This is a genomic window from Variovorax sp. 10N432 (assembly GCF_056394465.1).
On sequence record NZ_JBFTHX010000004.1, the window covers coordinates 150,644 to 166,852 of the forward strand.

The 16,209-nt window shown below is 67.5% G+C and carries 17 protein-coding genes and 1 tRNA gene; 14 read left to right on the plus strand and 4 right to left on the minus strand.

Features of this window, described 5'->3' with window-relative positions; genetic code table 11:
- Positions 1-2: 2 nt before the first annotated feature.
- The gene (locus AC1DF3_RS06725; protein WP_478139193.1) at positions 3-1,166 is read right to left on the minus strand and encodes a S1C family serine protease; all 1,164 of its coding nucleotides are present in this window, start codon (positions 1,164-1,166) and stop codon (positions 3-5) included.
- A gap of 247 nt (positions 1,167-1,413) precedes the next feature.
- Here AC1DF3_RS06725 and AC1DF3_RS06730 point away from each other — a divergent pair, with 247 nt between their 5' ends.
- From AC1DF3_RS06730 to pdxA, 3 genes are read left to right on the plus strand one after another with little or no spacing between them, the layout of a single operon-like run.
- On the plus strand, positions 1,414-2,760 hold the full coding sequence (locus AC1DF3_RS06730) for an MFS transporter (RefSeq protein WP_478139194.1): 1,347 nt from the start codon (positions 1,414-1,416) through the stop codon (positions 2,758-2,760).
- Positions 2,757-3,530: a Nif3-like dinuclear metal center hexameric protein gene (locus tag AC1DF3_RS06735; protein WP_286536278.1), complete on the plus strand. Its 774-nt coding sequence runs from the start codon at positions 2,757-2,759 to the stop codon at positions 3,528-3,530. The genes AC1DF3_RS06730 and AC1DF3_RS06735 overlap by 4 nt, the downstream gene beginning before the upstream one ends.
- Positions 3,527-4,588: a 4-hydroxythreonine-4-phosphate dehydrogenase PdxA gene (gene pdxA, locus AC1DF3_RS06740; protein ID WP_478139195.1), complete on the plus strand. Its 1,062-nt coding sequence runs from the start codon at positions 3,527-3,529 to the stop codon at positions 4,586-4,588. The genes AC1DF3_RS06735 and pdxA overlap by 4 nt, the downstream gene beginning before the upstream one ends.
- Here the strand turns inward: pdxA and mscL are convergent.
- Positions 4,578-5,009, minus strand: a complete 432-nt coding sequence (gene mscL / locus AC1DF3_RS06745) for a large conductance mechanosensitive channel protein MscL (RefSeq protein ID WP_286536276.1) — start codon at positions 5,007-5,009, stop codon at positions 4,578-4,580. The genes pdxA and mscL overlap by 11 nt on opposite strands.
- Positions 5,010-5,185: 176 nt before the next feature.
- On the opposite strand from mscL, the gene petA reads away from it, so the two are divergent.
- From petA to AC1DF3_RS06780, 7 genes are all read left to right on the plus strand, one after another.
- The gene (gene petA, locus AC1DF3_RS06750) at positions 5,186-5,809 is read left to right on the plus strand and encodes a ubiquinol-cytochrome c reductase iron-sulfur subunit (RefSeq protein WP_286536275.1); all 624 of its coding nucleotides are present in this window, start codon (positions 5,186-5,188) and stop codon (positions 5,807-5,809) included.
- Between the two features lie 13 nt (positions 5,810-5,822).
- Complete coding sequence (locus tag AC1DF3_RS06755; RefSeq protein ID WP_286536274.1) at positions 5,823-7,223, plus strand: cytochrome b; 1,401 nt, start codon at positions 5,823-5,825, stop codon at positions 7,221-7,223.
- Positions 7,224-7,239: 16 nt separating this feature from the next.
- Positions 7,240-7,995, plus strand: coding sequence for a cytochrome c1 (locus AC1DF3_RS06760; RefSeq protein ID WP_478139196.1), 756 nt, complete (start codon positions 7,240-7,242; stop codon positions 7,993-7,995).
- Positions 7,996-8,086: 91 nt separating this feature from the next.
- On the plus strand, positions 8,087-8,698 hold the full coding sequence (locus tag AC1DF3_RS06765; RefSeq protein ID WP_286369119.1) for a glutathione S-transferase N-terminal domain-containing protein: 612 nt from the start codon (positions 8,087-8,089) through the stop codon (positions 8,696-8,698).
- Positions 8,699-8,717: 19 nt separating this feature from the next.
- Positions 8,718-9,287: a ClpXP protease specificity-enhancing factor gene (locus tag AC1DF3_RS06770; RefSeq protein ID WP_478139197.1), complete on the plus strand. Its 570-nt coding sequence runs from the start codon at positions 8,718-8,720 to the stop codon at positions 9,285-9,287.
- A gap of 45 nt (positions 9,288-9,332) precedes the next feature.
- Positions 9,333-9,408 (plus strand) — tRNA-Thr (locus AC1DF3_RS06775).
- Positions 9,409-9,437: 29 nt separating this feature from the next.
- Positions 9,438-10,115: a PepSY-associated TM helix domain-containing protein gene (locus AC1DF3_RS06780; RefSeq protein WP_478139198.1), complete on the plus strand. Its 678-nt coding sequence runs from the start codon at positions 9,438-9,440 to the stop codon at positions 10,113-10,115.
- A 19-nt stretch (positions 10,116-10,134) separates the two neighbouring features.
- On the opposite strand, the gene AC1DF3_RS06785 is transcribed toward AC1DF3_RS06780, so the two are convergent.
- Entirely contained in the window at positions 10,135-10,443 is a 309-nt protein-coding gene (locus AC1DF3_RS06785) for a hypothetical protein (protein WP_286523435.1), read from the minus strand.
- A gap of 201 nt (positions 10,444-10,644) precedes the next feature.
- On the opposite strand from AC1DF3_RS06785, the gene secA reads away from it, so the two are divergent.
- The 4 genes from secA to AC1DF3_RS06805 are packed head-to-tail and all read left to right on the plus strand — an operon-like array spanning position 10,645 to position 15,968.
- Positions 10,645-13,422 carry a preprotein translocase subunit SecA gene (secA, locus tag AC1DF3_RS06790; RefSeq protein WP_478139199.1) on the plus strand — a complete coding sequence of 926 codons (2,778 nt, stop codon included), beginning with the start codon at positions 10,645-10,647 and terminating at the stop codon, positions 13,420-13,422.
- A gap of 22 nt (positions 13,423-13,444) precedes the next feature.
- Positions 13,445-14,674 (plus strand): bifunctional glutamate N-acetyltransferase/amino-acid acetyltransferase ArgJ, encoded by a 1,230-nt coding sequence (gene argJ, locus AC1DF3_RS06795; protein WP_286536268.1) that lies wholly within the window; start codon positions 13,445-13,447, stop codon positions 14,672-14,674.
- Complete coding sequence (locus tag AC1DF3_RS06800; protein WP_478139200.1) at positions 14,671-15,543, plus strand: ATP-binding protein; 873 nt, start codon at positions 14,671-14,673, stop codon at positions 15,541-15,543. The genes argJ and AC1DF3_RS06800 overlap by 4 nt, the downstream gene beginning before the upstream one ends.
- The gene (locus AC1DF3_RS06805) at positions 15,540-15,968 is read left to right on the plus strand and encodes an NUDIX domain-containing protein (RefSeq protein ID WP_478139201.1); all 429 of its coding nucleotides are present in this window, start codon (positions 15,540-15,542) and stop codon (positions 15,966-15,968) included. The genes AC1DF3_RS06800 and AC1DF3_RS06805 overlap by 4 nt, the downstream gene beginning before the upstream one ends.
- A 20-nt stretch (positions 15,969-15,988) precedes the next feature.
- On the opposite strand, the gene AC1DF3_RS06810 is transcribed toward AC1DF3_RS06805, so the two are convergent.
- A complete protein-coding gene (locus AC1DF3_RS06810; RefSeq protein ID WP_286523430.1) occupies positions 15,989-16,201 on the minus strand; it encodes a DNA gyrase inhibitor YacG in 213 nt (70 codons plus the stop codon).
- Positions 16,202-16,209 lie beyond the last annotated feature (8 nt).

Consider the following 16,209-nt stretch of genomic DNA (forward strand, 5'->3'; position numbering starts at 1 on the left):
GCTTATTCGGCGTCGCTGCTCGGCACCCGGCGCACCGGCGACTTGGGGCGCAGGCCCGGCGTCACGTCCAGTTCCAGCTTGTCGCTGCCCCGCTGAAGCGCGAAGCGCGTCGCCGTTCCCGGCTTGAGCCCGGCGACGGCGCTCAGCAGCTCCTGCGTGTTGCCCACGCTCTTCTCGGCCACGCCCGTGATCACGTCGCCGGGACGCACCCCCGCCTTGGCGGCCGGGCCGTTCTGCAGCACGCCGGTGATGATCACGCCGCTGCTGGCCTTGACGCCGAAAGTCTCGGCCAGTTCGGGCGAAAGGTCGTTGGGCTCGACGCCGATCCAGCCGCGCGTGACCTTGCCGGCCTTGACGATGTCCTCCAGCACCTGCTTGGCGGTCGAGACCGGGATCGCGAAGCCGATGCCCATGCTCCCGCCCGAGCGGGAGTAGATCGCCGTGTTGATGCCTTCGAGGTTGCCGTTGACGTCGATCAGCGCGCCGCCCGAATTGCCCGGGTTGATGGCGGCATCGGTCTGGATGAAATTCTCGAAGGTGTTGATGCCGAGCTGGTTGCGCCCGAGCGCCGAGACGATGCCGCTGGTCACGGTCTGGCCGACGCCGAAGGGGTTGCCGATGGCCAGCACCTGGTCGCCGACCTGCAGCGCGTCGGAGTTGCCCAGCACGATCACGGGCAGCTTGTCGAGCTCGATCTTGAGCACCGCCAGGTCGGTGTCGGGGTCGGTGCCGATCACCTTGCCGCGCGCGTGCCGGCTGTCGTTGAGCGTGACGTCGATTTCGTCCGCGCCCTCGACCACGTGGTTGTTGGTCAGGATGTAGCCGTCGGCGCTGACGATCACGCCGCTGCCGAGGCCGATCTGCGGCTGGTCGCCCTGGTCGCCGAAGAAGAAGCGGAACCAGGGGTCGTTGCTGCGCGGTGAGCGCTGGGCCGCCTTGCTGGTGTTGATGCTGACCACGGCCGGCGACGCCTTCTTGGCCGCGGCGCTCAGGCTGCCGGCGGCGATGCTGCCGGCCGGCGCGGCAGGAGCTTCGACCACCGAGACCAGGCCGTTGAGCGGGCCGGTGCGCCGGTTCAGCCATTCGGGCTTGAGCGTCGCGACGACGAAAAAGGCCGCCAGCAGGACGGTCACGGCTTGGGCAAACAGCAGCCAGGTGCGTTTCATGAAAAAGCGGGAAGCAAAGCGCCAATTGTCCCCCAAAGGGTTCTGCGCTTCGGTCGATCCCCGCCGGCGAGCCCGGCAGCGTCGGCAAGAATAAGGGAAAACCCTTAAAATAGACGGACTTGCAGCCGGACACCCTATCGGGACCGATCCGGCGTGACGCGCGCGAGACCCCGCCGCGATTCGCCTTGGCAAGAAGCGTGCGCTCCTTCCGGGGCGCCTTGTCCCGCCAATCGCCTTTCGCCCGCCCATGACCGCTCAACTCCTTGCCGATGGCGCCGCCGCGCCTGCAAGCCGCGCCCGCCCGCTCGGCGCCCGCGACTACCAGACGCTCGCCCTGTCCGCCCTCGGCGGCACGCTCGAGTTCTACGACTTCGTCATCTACGTCTTCTTTGCCACCGTGCTGGGCGGCCTGTTCTTCCCGGTCGACATGCCGGACTGGCTGCGCCAGCTGCAGACCTTCGGGATCTTCGCCGCCGGCTACCTGGCACGTCCCCTGGGCGGCATCGTGATCGCCCATTTCGGCGACCTGCTCGGCCGCAAGCGGATGTTCACGCTGTCGATCTTCCTGATGGCCGCGCCGACGCTGGTGATCGGGCTGCTGCCGACCTACGCCTCGATCGGCGTGGCGGCACCGCTGCTGCTGCTCGCCATGCGGGTGCTGCAGGGGGCGGCGATCGGCGGCGAGATGCCGGGCGCATGGGTGTTCGTGGCCGAGCATGTGCCGGCGCGCCGCTACGGCTTCGGCATCGGCACGCTGACCTCGGGCATCACCGGCGGCATCCTGCTGGGCTCGCTGGTCGCGGTGGCGACCAATGCCCGCTACACGCCGGCCGAAGTGGGCGCCTTCGCCTGGCGCATTCCGTTCGTGCTGGGTGGCGTGTTCGGGCTGGTGTCGGTCTACCTGCGCCGCTTTCTTCACGAAACGCCGGTGTTCCAGGAGCTCGCCGGGCGCCGCAGCGCGGCGCGCGAGCTGCCCCTCAAGACCATCCTGCGCGAGCACCGCGCGGCCAGCCTGTACGTCGCGCTGCTGACCTGGGTGCTGTCGGCCGCGATCGTCGTGGTGGTGCTCTACACGCCGGCCTACCTGCAGAAGGTCCACCACGTGCAGCCCGCGCCCGCGCTGGCCGCCAACGCGGTCGCGACGCTCACGCTGACCCTGGGCTGCGTGGCGGTCGGCTGGGCCTGCGACCGGATCGGCACGCGGCCCGTGATGCTGATCGGCTGGGCCGGCCTGCTGGTCACCAGTTACCTGTTCTATACCGGGCTGCCGGGGACGCCGGCTTCGCTGGTCTGGCACTACGGGCTGGTGGGCCTGTTCGTCGGCAGCATCGCCACGGTGCCGATCGCCGGCGTGCGGGCCTTCCCGGCGCCGGTGCGCTTCACGGGTCTTTCGTTCGCCTACAACATGTCCTACGCGATCTTCGGCGGCCTCACGCCGGTGATCCTGACCTTGTGGCTGCAGCGCGACCCGATGGCGCCGGCGCACTACGTGGCCGCGCTCGCGGCGCTGGGCTTCGTGCTGGGCCTGATGCCCCTGGCGGCGCGCGGCCATGCGATGCGGGCGGCGCCGGCCGGGGCCACAATGGCGCGATGAGCACGACCCGCCACGAACTCCTGCACGCGTTCGACCTGCTGCTGGCGCCCGCGCGCTTCAAGGACTACGGGCCCAACGGCCTGCAGGTCGAGGGCCGCACCACGGTGCGCAAGATCGTCTCCGGCGTGACCGCGAGCCGGGCCCTGATCGAAGCCGCGATCCACGCCGAAGCCGACGCGATCTTCGTCCACCACGGCCTGTTCTGGCGCGGCCAGGACGGGCGTGTCACGGGCTGGATGCGACAGCGCCTGGGCCTGCTGCTCGGCGACGACGTCAACCTGTTCGCCTACCACCTGCCGCTGGATGCCCATCCGGAACTCGGCAACAACGCGCAACTCGGGCTGCGGCTCGGCCTGGTCGCGCACCCGGGCTCGGCCGGCCGATTCGGCGAGCAGGAGCTCGGCTTCCTCGGCGCGCGCGACAACGGCGAAGGCTTCACGAACGCGAAGGCGCTGGCCACCCACGTCGAGAAGGCGCTCGGCAAGGCCGTGACGCTGGTGGAAGGCCCGCCGCGTCCGATCCGCAACGTCGCCTGGTGCACGGGCGGGGCGCAGAGCTACTTCGAGGCCGCGATCGCCGCCGGTGCCGATGCCTTCATCACGGGCGAGATCTCCGAGCCCCAGGCCCACTACGCCCGCGAGATGGGTGTCGCCTTCCTGGCCTGCGGCCACCATGCCACCGAACGCTACGGGGCGCCGGCCGTTGCGGCGCATGTCGCCGCCCAGCTGGGCCTGGCCCACGAATTCATCGACATCGACAATCCGGCGTGAGCATCAACGACGCTTCCCTCCCCATCGCCATCACGCTCGGCGACCCGGCCGGCATCGGCCCCGAGATCATCGCCAAGGCCTTCCGCGACGCCGCGACCGACTTGCGAGGATGCTTCGTGGCCGGCGATGTGGCGTCCGTGCGCCGGGCCGCGCAGGCGATCGCCGCCACCGGCGGGCCGGCCTTGCCGGTCGCGCTGCTCGAGACGCCCGGCGAGGTGCGCGATGTGCCGACCGGCTGCATCCCGGTGCTGCAGGTGGTCGCCCCGACGGGCGCGCCAATCGTCCATGGCCAGGTCAGCGCCGAGGCCGGCCGCATCGCCGGCGATTGCGTGGTCTGGGCCGCGCGCGCGGCGCTGCGCGCAGAGATCGCCGCGATCGTCACGGCCCCCTTGCACAAGGAGGCACTTGCCGCGGCGGGCTTTCCGTATCCGGGCCACACCGAACTGCTGCAGGCCGAGGCCGCGGCCCATTTGGGCCGGCCGCTGTCGGAGGTGCCGGTGCGCATGATGCTGGCCAACGACGAACTGCGCACCGTGCTCGTCAGCATCCACATGTCGCTGCGCCAGGCGATCGAGGCCGTGACCGTCGATGGCGTGCTGCAGACGCTGCGGATCGCGCACCGGGCCCTCGGCGCGGTGCTCGGGCGGGCGCCGAAGATCGGCGTCGCGGGGCTCAATCCGCATGCGGGGGAGGGCGGCCTGTTCGGCTCCGAGGAGCGCGACATCATCGCCCCGGCGATCGCGGCCGCGCGCGCCGAAGGGATCGATGCCGACGGACCTCACGCGCCCGACACCGTCTTCATGCGCGCCCGTGCCAAGGTCGACGGCCCTGGCGAGTTCGATGTCGTGATCGCGATGTACCACGACCAGGGCCTGATCCCGGTCAAGTACCTGGGCGTCGAGAAAGGCGTGAACGTGACGCTGGGGCTGCCGCTGGTGCGGACCAGTCCCGACCATGGGACGGCGTTCGATATCGCGGGGACTGGACGGGCGGATGCTTCCAGCTTGATCGAGGCTGTGCGGATGGCGCGGTCGTTGGTGGAGGGAGTTAACGCTTGAGGCTGTCCCGGATCTCGCGCAGCAGCATCACGTCTTCGGGCGTGGCCGGTGGCGCCGGCGGTGGCGGGGCTTCGGTCAGGCTGCGCAGCCGGTTGATCTGCTTGACCATCAGAAAGATGATGAAGGCCAGGATCACGAAGTTCACCGCCACGGTGATGAAGTTGCCGTAGGCCAGCACCGGTGCGCCGGCCTTCTTGAGTTCGACCAGCGTGTCGGCCACGCCGCTCGGCCTCGGGCCCAGCACGATGTAGAGGTTCGAGAAATCGAGCTTGCCGAAGATGAGTCCGACCAGCGGCATGATGATGTCGCTCACCAGCGAGTCGACGATCTTGCCGAAGGCCGCACCGATGATCACGCCAACTGCCAGGTCGATCACGTTGCCCTTGACGGCAAATTCGCGGAACTCTTTCAGAAAGCTCATGTCGTGCACCTCGTCTGCTGTTGGTTTTGAACGCCGGCCAGTATAGGGGTGGGGGCGGTGTCTGCGTCCGGTCACAGGCGCGTGCGGCGGGCACTGCGCGCCGTTGAATTCGCCTTTTACGCTCCGCTACAATCCTTGGTTGACCCAAGTCCCCCCGAAGAAGATTGAGGATCTCCATGAGTGACAGCAGCGCGAGTACCGCCGGCCGACCCCGGATCGACACCAGCAAGCGGACATGGTTGATTGCCTCAGGCTGCGCCGGCGCAGTGGGTGGCGTGGCCGTCGCAGTGCCTTTCGTGAGTTCGTTCCAGCCGTCGGAAAAGGCCAAGGCCGCAGGCGCCCCGGTCGAAGCCGACATCGGCGCGCTGCAGGTCGGCGAGAAGATGACCGTCGAATGGCGGGGCAAGCCGGTCTGGATCCTGAAGCGTTCGCCCCAGCAGGTCGCCGAGCTGCCCAAGCTCGATCCGCTGCTCGCCGATCCGCAATCGAAGCGCAACCCCGACGAGTTCACGCCGCAGTACGCGCGCAACGAGCATCGCTCGATCAAGCCCGAGATCCTGGTGGTCGTCGGCATCTGCACGCACCTGGGCTGCTCGCCCACCGACCGCTTCCAGCCGGGCCCGCAGGCTTCGCTGCCCGACAACTGGGAGGGCGGCTTCCTGTGCCCCTGCCATGGCTCGACCTTCGACCTGGCCGGCCGCGTCTTCAAGAACAAGCCCGCGCCCGACAACCTGCCGGTGCCGCCGCACATGTACCTCTCCGACACGCGCCTCCTGATCGGCGACGACAAGAAGGCCTGAGGAGAACAAGAACATGGCTGAATTCCACGAAATTTCCCCCAACGCGCCAGCCAACGAGAAGCTGCTCAACTGGGTCGACAACCGATTCCCGCTGACCAAGCTCTGGAACGACCAGTGGGGCAAGTACTACGCGCCCAAGAACTTCAACTTCTGGTACATCTTCGGCTCGCTCGCGATGCTGGTCCTCGTGATCCAGATCGTGACCGGCATCTTCCTGGTGATGCACTACAAGCCCGACGCCGCGCTGGCGTTCGGCTCGGTCGAGTACATCATGCGCGACGTGCCCTGGGGTTGGCTGATCCGCTACATGCATTCCACGGGGGCCTCGGCCTTCTTCATCGTGGTCTACCTCCACATGTTCCGCGGGCTGATGTACGGCAGCTACCGCAAGCCGCGCGAGCTGATCTGGATCTTCGGCTGCGCGATCTTCCTGTGCCTGATGGCCGAGGCCTTCATGGGCTACCTGCTGCCCTGGGGCCAGATGAGCTACTGGGGCGCCCAGGTGATCGTCAACCTGTTCGCCGCGATCCCCTTCGTCGGCCCTGACCTCGCCCTGCTGATCCGCGGCGACTACGTGGTGAGCGACGCCACCCTCAACCGCTTCTTCAGTTTCCACGTGATCGCGGTGCCGCTGGTGCTGCTCGGCCTGGTGGTCGCCCACCTGATCGCGCTGCACGAAGTGGGTTCGAACAACCCCGACGGCATCGAGATCAAGGCCAACCGCGGTGCCGACGGCCATCCGGTCGACGGCATCCCGTCGCACCCGTACTACACGGTGCACGACATCTTCGGCGTGGTGGTGTTCCTGACGATCTTCTCGGCCGTGATCTTCTTCGCGCCCGAGGCCGGCGGCTACTTCCTCGAATACAACAACTTCATCCCGGCCGACTCGCTCAAGACGCCCAACCACATCGCGCCGGTCTGGTACTTCACGCCCTTCTATTCGATGCTGCGTGCCATCACCAGCGAGATGATGTATGCGCTGATCGCCTGCGTGGTCGGTGCCGCCGCCTACGGCGTCTGGAAGGCCCGCTTCCCGTCCTTCATCAAGGCCGGCATCGTGATCGTCGCGGTCGGCGTGGTTGCGATGATGCTGTCGATCGACGCCAAGTTCTGGGGCGTGCTGGTGATGGGCGGCGCTGTCGTCATCCTGTTCTTCCTGCCCTGGCTGGATCACAGCCCGGTCAAGTCGATCCGCTATCGCCCGAGCTGGCACAAGTATGTCTACGGCGTGTTCGTCATCAATTTCGTGGTGCTGGCCTACCTCGGCGTGCAGCCGCCGTCGCCGGTCGGCGAACGCATCTCGCAGATCGGAACGCTCTTCTATTTCGGTTTCTTCCTGCTGATGCCGTGGTGGAGCCGCCTCGGCGAATTCAAGCCGGTCCCCGAGCGCGTGGTTTTCAACGCTCACTGACCGGGAGACAACAAGAATGAAGAAACTGATCCTCACGTTGATCGCGGCGCTCGGCATCGTCACCGGTGCACACGCTGCCGAAGGCGGCCTCGCCTGGGACAAGGCGCCGAATCGCACCACCGACCTGGCCGCGCTGCAGAATGGCGCCAAGCTGTTCGTCAACTACTGCCTGAGCTGCCACTCGGCGGCGTACATGCGCTTCAACCGCCTGACCGACCTCGGCATCACCGAGCAGCAGATCAAGGACAACCTGCTGTTCACGACCGACAAGATCGGCGAGACCATGCGGGTCAACATGGACCCGCGCCAGGCCAAGGAATGGTTCGGCACGGTGCCGCCCGACCTGACCCTGGTGGCGCGTTCGCGTGCCGGCCACGGCGGCACGGGTGCCGACTACCTCTACACCTACCTGCGCACCTTCTACCGCGACGACACCAAGGCCACGGGCTGGAACAACCTCGCGTTCCCGGCCGTGGCGATGCCGCATGTCATGTGGGAGCTGCAGGGCGAGCGCCGCCCGGTCTTCGACAAGATCGAAGCCCACGGCCATGAAACCGAAGTGTTCAAGGGCTGGGAGCAAGTGAGCCCTGGCACCATGACGCCGATCCAGTTCGACCAGAACATGGGCGATCTCGTGAGCTTCCTGCAATGGATGGCCGAGCCGGCGCAGAACACCCGCATTCGCGTCGGCGTCTGGGTGCTGCTGTTCCTGGTCATGGCGATCGTCTTCACGTGGCGCCTCAATGCCTCGTACTGGAAAGACGTCAAGTAATGCCACGCCGATCCGGCGCCTCGTGCGCCGGGTCCCGCAGAGTGGGTTGCGAACGCGACCCACTCTTTTTGATTTTTAGGAGTCTTTCGCCATGATGGTCCTGTATTCTGGAACGACCTGCCCGTTTTCCCATCGCTGCCGCTTCGTGCTGTTCGAGAAGGGCATGGATTTCGAGATTCGCGACGTCGATCTCTACAACAAGCCCGAGGACATCAACGTGATGAACCCGTACGGGCAGGTGCCGATCCTGGTCGAGCGCGACCTGATCCTGTACGAGTCGAACATCATCAACGAGTACATCGACGAGCGCTTCCCGCATCCGCAGCTGATGCCCGGCGACCCGGTCGACCGCGCCCGCGTGCGCCTGTTCCTGCTCAACTTCGAGAAGGAACTGTTCGTTCACGTGTCCACTCTCGAGAACCGCACCACCAAGGGCAACGAGAAAGCCCTCGAGAAGGCGCGCTCGCACATCCGCGACCGCCTCACGCAGCTGGCGCCGGTGTTCCTCAAGAACAAGTACATGCTGGGTGACAACTTCTCGATGCTCGACGTCGCGATCGCGCCGCTGCTGTGGCGCCTCGACTACTACGGCATCGACCTCAGCAAGAACGCGGCCCCGCTGCTCAAGTACGCCGAGCGCATCTTCTCGCGCCCGGCCTACATCGAGGCGCTGACGCCCTCCGAAAAAGTCATGCGCAAGTGAGTCGCTTGCGCCGTCGCCCATGATCAACGCGCTCGAGTCGTCATCCACCCGCCCCTACCTGATCCGGGCGTTGTACGAATGGTGTACCGACAATGGCTTCACGCCGTATGTCGCGGTGCAGGTCGACGACACGGTGCAGGTGCCGCGCGAGTACGTCAAGAACGGCGAGATCGTGCTGAACATCAGCTTCGACGCGACCAGCTCGCTCAAGCTCGGCAACGACTTCATCGAGTTCAAGGCCCGCTTCGCCGGGACGGCGCGCGAGATCAGCGTGCCGGTCGGCCGCGTGATCGCGATCTATGCCCGAGAAAACGGGCAGGGCATGGCGTTCCCGGCGCCGGCACCGGCGCCGGCCGATGGGGCTGCCGCACCGGCCGTCGCGACGTCGTCGGCCGCCTCGACCCGGACACCGCTGCGCGACGCATCGCGCGGCACCGAAGGCGACGCCAGCAAGGTCGTGCACCTGGTGACCGGGGAGGGCGAGGAGCCGGCCGCCACCAGCAGCAGCACGCCGCCGCCGGACCCGGAAGACCCGCCACGGCCGCCGGCCGGCGGCGGGGCGCGTCCATCGCTCAAGCGCATCAAATGAACGGCGCGGCCCGGTTCGTTCCGGCCCGCTAAAATCCCAGGTCCCGCCGCTTTAGCTCAGTTGGTAGAGCAACCGCCTTGTAAGCGGTAGGTCGTCAGTTCGATTCCGACAAGCGGCACCAATTTCCTGGCGCATCCGTCCGGCGCTCCCATGAACACTTCATCGAATGCCCTCGCCGCCGGCGGGCGCGTGCAGGCGCTGCAGCGCCGCGCCGCCGCCGTGCAATGGATTCGCAAGACCCACGGCTGGATCGGCCTCTGGGGCGCGATCCTCGGCCTGCTCTTCGGCACCGCAGGCATCTGGCTCAACCACCGCGCCGTACTCAAGCTGCCGATGGCCCAGCAGCGCGCCAACGCCCAGCTGGCGCTGCCCGAGCCGCCACCGGCGAGCGCGGCCGAGATGGCCGTCTGGCTGCAGGCGGCCCTGGACCAGGACCGGCCTCCGAACTCGGTGCGCACCGAGCCCGCGCGACCGGTGGCCTGGGGCGAGAAGGGCAAGCCCGATACGCTGATGCAGCCCGAGCGCTGGACCTTCAATTTCGGCGGACCCGACGCCATCGTCCAGGCCGACTACTGGCGCGGCAACCGCTCGGTCGGGGTCACGACCACCCAGAACGGCTTCGTCGCCACGCTGACCAACATGCACAAGGGCACCGGCATGTCGGTCGGCTGGATCCTGCTGGTCGACACCTTGGCCGGCAGCCTGATCTTCCTGTCGATCTCCGGGGTGATCCTCTGGATGCTCACCCACCGCCGCCGCGCCGTCGGGCTGGCCATCTTCGGGACCTCGGTCGCCCTGACCCTGGGCCTGGCGCTGGCGCAGCTCTGAAGCCCCGGCGCGGCCGGCCTCAGCGCCGCGACATCACCTTGATCCGGATCGTCGAGACGTCCCAGCCGCGCGACTTGAGGCGCGCCTGCAGCATCGGCGCCAGCTGACGCAGCTTGGCGGCCGCGGCGCTGCCGTTCACCAGCATGCACCAGACGTCGGCTTCGGCCGGCCCGGCCTGGACCGCGGCGCGCATCTCCGTCGGGATCAGGTCCTGCACCGCGGCCAGCCGTTCGTTGGCGTCACGCGCGCGCGCCGCCAGGCTCGCCAGGGTGGGCGAACCCTCGGCGGCTTCGAGCAGGGTGACGGCGGGGTTGAGACGGCGGTACATGGACGGTTCGAAGGCAGTTTGCGGGCAATGGGCGGCGGTTCGGAAGGTCGAGGCAAGGTGGCTAAAATCAGCGGTTTGCCGGCATCCTGCGCGCCGGCCCGCTTGCCTTTTGGTCAAGCGCGCCCAAGTTCGTTCTCTTGTCTATCTTAGGGATTTCGGTCGAGGCGCCCGCATCCGGCGAGTGTGCATCGATCTCCATTCATGGCCACCAACTTCCTGACTCAAATTTTCGGCAGTCGCAATGACCGGCTCCTGAAGCAGTATCGCAAGACGGTCGAACGCATCAACGCGCTGGAGCCGTCCTTCGAGAAGCTCGACGACGCGGCGCTGCGCGCCAAGACGCAGGAGTTCAAGGACCGCGTCGCCAAGGGCGAGTCGCTCGACGACCTGTTGCCCGAGGCCTTCGCCACGGTGCGCGAGGCCTCGAAGCGGATCATGAAGATGCGCCACTTCGACGTCCAGCTGCTGGGCGGCATGGCGCTGCACAACGGCAAGATCTCCGAAATGCGCACCGGCGAGGGCAAGACCCTGACGGCGACCTTGCCGGTTTACCTGAACGCGCTCACCGGCAAGGGCGTGCACGTGGTCACGGTCAACGACTACCTCGCCAACCGCGACGCCCGCTGGATGGGCCGGCTCTACAACTACCTCGGGCTCTCGGTCGGCATCAACCTGCCGCAGATGCCGCGCGAGGAGAAGCAGCAGGCCTACGGCAGCGACATCACGTACGGCACCAACAACGAGTACGGCTTCGACTACCTGCGCGACAACATGGTCTACGAGCCGGGCGACCGGGTCCAGCGCGGGCTGAACTATGCGATCGTCGACGAGGTCGACTCGATCCTGATCGACGAGGCCCGCACGCCGCTGATCATCAGCGGCCAGGCCGAGGACCACACCGAGCTCTACCTGGCGATCAACAAGGTCGTGCCGCTGCTGGTCAAGCAGGAGGGCGAGGCCGACCCCCGCACCGGCGAGGGCGTCACCAAGCCGGGCGACTTCACGGTCGACGAGAAGACCCACCAGGTGTTCCTGACCGAGGACGGCCACGAGAAGGCCGAGCAGGTGCTGTCGGAGTTCAAGCTGCTGCCCGAGGGCGCCTCGCTCTACGACCCGGCCAACATCACATTGATGCATCACCTGAACGCGGCGTTGCGGGCCCGGCATCTCTATCACCGCGACCAGCACTACGTGGTGCAGCAGGGCGAGGTCGTGATCGTCGACGAGTTCACTGGCCGCCTGATGACCGGCCGCCGCTGGAGCGACGGCCTGCACCAGGCCGTGGAAGCCAAGGAAGGCGTCGAGATCCAGGCCGAGAACCAGACCCTGGCCTCGATCACCTTCCAGAACTACTTCCGCCTGTACGGCAAGCTGGCCGGCATGACCGGCACGGCCGACACCGAAGCCTACGAGTTCCAGGAAATCTATGGTCTCGAGACCATGATCATCCCGCCGAACCGGCAGAGCCGGCGCGAAGACCAGCTCGACCGCGTCTACAAGACCACGCGCGAGAAATACGAGGCCGCGATCCAGGACATCCGCGAATGCCACGAGCGCGGCCAGCCGGTGCTGGTCGGCACCTCGTCGATCGAGAACTCCGAGATCATCGCCGGTCTGCTCGAGAAGGCCGGCCTGCCGCACCAGGTGCTGAACGCCAAGCAGCATGCGCGCGAAGCCGACATCGTGGCCCAGGCGGGCCGCACCAAGATGATCACGATCGCCACCAACATGGCCGGTCGCGGGACCGACATCGTGCTCGGCGGCAACGTGGAGAAGCTGATCGAGGCGGTCGAGGCCGACGAGTCCAGGGACGACTCGGCCAAGGCCGCGGAAATCGCCAGCCTGCGCGCCCAGTGGGACAAGGACCACGAGTTCGTGAAGTCGCTCGGCGGCCTGCGCATCATCGCCACCGAGCGCCATGAGTCGCGTCGTATCGACAACCAGCTGCGCGGCCGCTCGGGCCGCCAGGGCGACCCGGGTTCCTCGCGCTTCTACCTGAGCCTTGACGACCCGCTGATGCGCATCTTCGCCGGCGACCGCGTGAAGGCGATCATGGACCGCCTGAAGATGCCCGACGGCGAGGCGATCGAGGCCGGCATCGTGACCCGCAGCATCGAGAGCGCGCAGCGCAAGGTCGAGGCGCGCAACTTCGACGTCCGCAAGCAGCTGCTGGAGTACGACGACGTCTCGAACGACCAGCGCAAGGTGATCTACCAGCAGCGCAACGACATCCTCGACGCGACCGAGCTGACGGCGCAGATCGAGGCCTTGCGCGAAGGCTGCTTCACCGACCTGGTGCGCCAGTACGTGCCGGCGGAATCGGTCGAGGAGCAATGGCAGCTGGCCGGCCTCGAGAAGGTGCTGAGCGACGAATGGGGCCTCGAGATCCCGCTGCGCCAGCAGGTCGAGGCCGCGACCGCGATCGGCGACGAGGACGTGGTCGAGAAGGTGGTGGCCGCCGCCAACGAGGTCTTCAACGCCAAGCTGGCGCTGATCGGCCAGGAGAACTTCACCCAGTTCGAGCGCATGGTGCTGCTGCAGAGCATCGACACCCACTGGCGCGAGCACCTGGCGTCGCTCGACTACCTGCGCCAGGGCATCCACCTGCGCGGCTATGCGCAGAAGCAGCCCAAGCAGGAATACAAGCGCGAGGCCTTCGAGCTCTTCGGCCAATTGCTCGATTCGGTCAAGAACGAGGTCACGCGCCAGCTCATGACGGTGCGCGTGCAGTCGGGCGAACAGCTCGAAGAGGCGGCCGAGGCGATGGAGAGCCGTGGCGAGAACCTCGCCAACATCACCTACACCGCGCCGACCGAGACCGGCGAGGTCGAGGTCCGGGTCGACGAGGAAAGCCAGCGTCGCCAACTCGCCGGCGGCCTCTCCGCCGGTGCCGCGGCCTTCGCGCGCGTTGGCCGCAACGACCCGTGCCCCTGCGGCAGTGGCAAGAAATTCAAGCAGTGCCACGGCAAGCTCACCTGACATCCATCGACAGGATTTCTCCATGCCAGTGAATCTCTCCGCACCCGACCCCGCCGCGCTGCATGCGGTGCCCGGCGTTCGCATCGGCGTGGCCGAAGCGGGCGTGCGCAAGGCCAACCGCAAGGACCTGACGGTCGTCCTGATCGACGAAGGCGCCGCGGTCGGCGGCGTGTTCACCCAGAACCGCTTCTGCGCGGCGCCGGTCCAGGTCTGCCGCGAGCACCTGGCTAAGGATTTCGGCATCCGGGCGATGCTGATCAACACCGGCAACGCGAACGCCGGCACCGGCGAGGACGGACTGGCGCGCACCCGCGCCACCTGCATCGCGCTGGCGCGCCACCTGAACCTGGCGCCCGAGCAGATCCTGCCGTTCTCGACCGGCGTCATCATGGAGCCGCTGCCGATCGACCGCATCGAAGCCGGCCTGCCCGCCGCGCTCGCCGATGCCGCGCCCGACCATTGGGCGCGCGCGGCCGAGGGCATCATGACCACCGACACCGTGCCCAAGGCCTTCAGCCAGCAGGTGCAGATCGGCGGCGCGACCGTCACGGTCACCGGCATCAGCAAGGGCGCCGGCATGATCCGGCCGAACATGGCGACCATGCTCGGCTTCATGGCCACCGACGCGAAGATCGACCCGGCGCTGATCCAGCCCCTGGCCAAGGCATTGGCCGATGCGTCCTTCAACCGCGTGACGATCGACGGCGACACCTCGACCAACGACTCGTTTGTGGTCATTGCGACCCAGAAGGCGGCGCATGCCACGATCGGCTCGCTCGAATCGCCCGAAGGTCGCGCGCTGCTCGAAGCGATGCGCAACGTTGCCCGCCAGCTGGCGCAGGCCATCGTGCGCGACGGCGAAGGCGCGACCAAGTTCATCACCATCCGGGTCGAAGGCGGCAAGGATGCGGCCGAGTGCCGGCAGGTCGCCTATGCGGTCGCGCATTCGCCGCTGGTCAAGACCGCGTTCTTCGCCAGCGATCCGAACCTGGGCCGGATCCTCGCGGCGGTCGGCTACGCGGGCATCGCCGACCTCGACCAGACCGGCATCGACCTCTACCTGGACGATGTCCACGTGGCGATCAAGGGCGGCCGCAATCCGGCCTACCGCGAGGAAGACGGCCAGCGCGTCATGAAGCAGAGCGAGATCACGGTGCGCATCGCGCTCGGACGCGGCAGCGCCGCCGACACCGTCTGGACCTGCGACCTGAGCCACGACTACGTCTCGATCAACGCCGACTACCGGTCATGAATCCTCAGTTCGAACGCCTGCTCGAGCGGGCCGAGCACCTCATCGCGCGCATCGAATCGATCCTGCCGCAGCCGCTCGCGGCGCCGGCCGACTGGAGCGCCTCGATCGCCTGGCGCTACCGCCGCCGCAGCTCCGGCCATGGCACGCTCGAGCCGGTGCGCCACGTGGCCGCGATGTCGCTCGACGCACTGAAGGAGATCGACGTCCAGAAGGACAAGATCGAGCGCAACACGCGCCAGTTCGTCGAAGGCAAGCCGGCCAACAACGTGCTGCTGACCGGCGCCCGCGGCACCGGCAAGTCCTCGCTGATCCGGGCCTGCCTGCAGGCCTATGCGCCGCAGGGCCTGCGCCTGATCGAGGTCGACAAGGCCGAGCTGACCGACCTGCCCGACATCATCGAGGTGGTGGCCAACCGGCCCGAGAAGTTCATCATCTTCAGCGACGACCTGAGCTTCGACGAGGGCGAGCCGGGCTACAAGGCGCTGAAGTCGATCCTCGACGGCTCGATCGCCGCGTCGACGCCCAACGTGCTGATCTATGCGACCAGCAACCGGCGCCACCTGCTGCCCGAGTACATGAAGGACAACCTCAGCTACACCCACACCGAAGATGGCGAAGTCCACCCGGGCGAGGTGATCGAGGAGAAGATCTCGCTGTCGGAGCGCTTCGGCCTCTGGGTCAGCTTCTATCCCTTCAGCCAGAACGAATACCTGGCGATCGTCGCCCAATGGCTGTCCTCGTTCGGCGTCGACGCCAAGGCGGTCGAGGCCGCGCGCCCCGAGGCCCTGGTCTGGGCGCTCGAGCGCGGCTCGCGCAGCGGCCGCGTGGCCTACCAGTTCGCGCGCGACTACGCAGGACGCGCGGCTTGACCGGGACCCGCAAGCACACCGAAGTCGCGGTCGGCATCCTGATCCGCGAGGACGATGCGCTGCTGCTGTCGACCCGGCCCGAAGGCAAGCCCTATGCCGGCTACTGGGAATTCCCCGGCGGCAAGCTCGAGGCCGGCGAGACCGTCGAGCAGGCGCTTCGGCGCGAACTGCACGAAGAGCTCGGCATCACGATCGCCGGGGCCGCGGTCTGGAAGGTCACCGAGCACGACTACCCGCATGCGCTGGTGCGCCTGCACTGGTGCAAGGTGCATCGCTGGAGCGGCGATTTCGAGATGCGCGAGGGCCAGGCGATGTGCTGGCAGCAACTGCCGCTCGACGTGACGCCGGTGCTGCCGGGCGCACTGCCGGTGCTGGCCTGGCTGGCCCAGGAGCGCGGGCTGGTCTTCGAGCCGCCCGCTGCTTAGCAGGGGCCGAGGCTGGCGGCCTACTGCCGCTTCGGATCGCCGAACGGATCGTCGTCCGGGGGCGCATCGGCCGGCATCCTGAATTCTTCGCTGGCCCAGGCACCCAGGTCGATGCCCTTGCAGCGCGCGCTGCAGAACGGCCGGTAGGGATTGCTGGCCGCGTAGACACTGTCTTGTCCGCATGCCGGGCAGCGGACGATCCGCTCGCCGATGGAATTCGTCGCACCGCTCATCGGATGTC